We start from the raw sequence: 942 nt of genomic DNA, 5'->3' as shown, positions 1-942 counted from the left end.
CAGATGCAAACAATGCCAAGACAACAGATCCTTGTTCTTCGATTGACCAGAAGAGCATCGCGGCAATAAAGAGGGGAATGTATGCCCAAACGCGCTTGCGCTCCGCTTTGGTCGTCTTATCAGAAGTTAACATCACCACAAAGTAAATAACTGGCACCAAAATTGCCACGAACGTCAGCAAATTGATAACGTTGTTAATATTTAATGCCTGCATCATAGCCATCGCGCCAATGATTACAGCGAATACGACGATAATTCCAACAATTTTACAAATCAACGGCATGATTTCTTCTGGTTGCAAAGGAGAAGGGGCTTGGTGCGCTGTGTCCTTCAAATGTTTGCGTCCATCAAGGCTGTATTGGATAAGGCCGAAAAACATCCCAATCGCTGCTAATGAGAACGCAACGTGAAAATTAACATGCACTTGGAACCAACCAACCAAAAGTGGCGCGACAAACGCACCCAGATTGATACCAAACACATAGATAGAAAAGCCGGCATCACGACGCTCATCCCCAGGCTGATACAAGTTACCAACCATCGTGGCCACGTTCGGCTTCAATAGACCCGTTCCTAAAATAATTAAAGCAATTGATAGAAATAATCCCAGCTTAGCTAATGGAATCGCCAAGGAAATGTGCCCGAACATAATCAAGACACCACCGTAGAAAACCGTGCGCCAAGGCCCAAGTACTCGGTCAGACAAATAACCACCAATAATACCTGACAAATAAACCAATGATCCATAAATTGACATAATGGCAGCACCAGTTGCTTGACCAAAACCTAGGCCGCCTTTATCAACTGCATAAATCATGTAAAATAGCAAAATGGCACGCATACCATAATATGAAAAACGCTCCCACATTTCGGTGAAGAACAAGGTCATCAGGCCTCGAGGTTGGCCGAAGAAGGAGGTATCACGTTTCTGTTCCATCAGAA

At 44.3% G+C, this 942-nt stretch carries 1 protein-coding gene; it reads right to left on the bottom strand.

The window, feature by feature from the left end; all coding sequences use genetic code 11:
* Nucleotides 1-937: peptide MFS transporter (locus tag WEIDD23_RS14255; RefSeq protein WP_242865374.1), on the bottom strand; the 937-nt coding region annotated here is incomplete at its 3' end.
* Nucleotides 938-942: the final 5 nt, after the last annotated feature.

The organism is Weissella sp. DD23 (genome assembly GCF_001579105.1).
Classification (GTDB): Bacteria; Bacillota; Bacilli; order Lactobacillales; family Lactobacillaceae; genus Weissella; species Weissella cibaria.
Note: the sequence above shows the minus strand (reverse complement) of the source record. Positions and strands in the feature narration are given on the sequence as shown.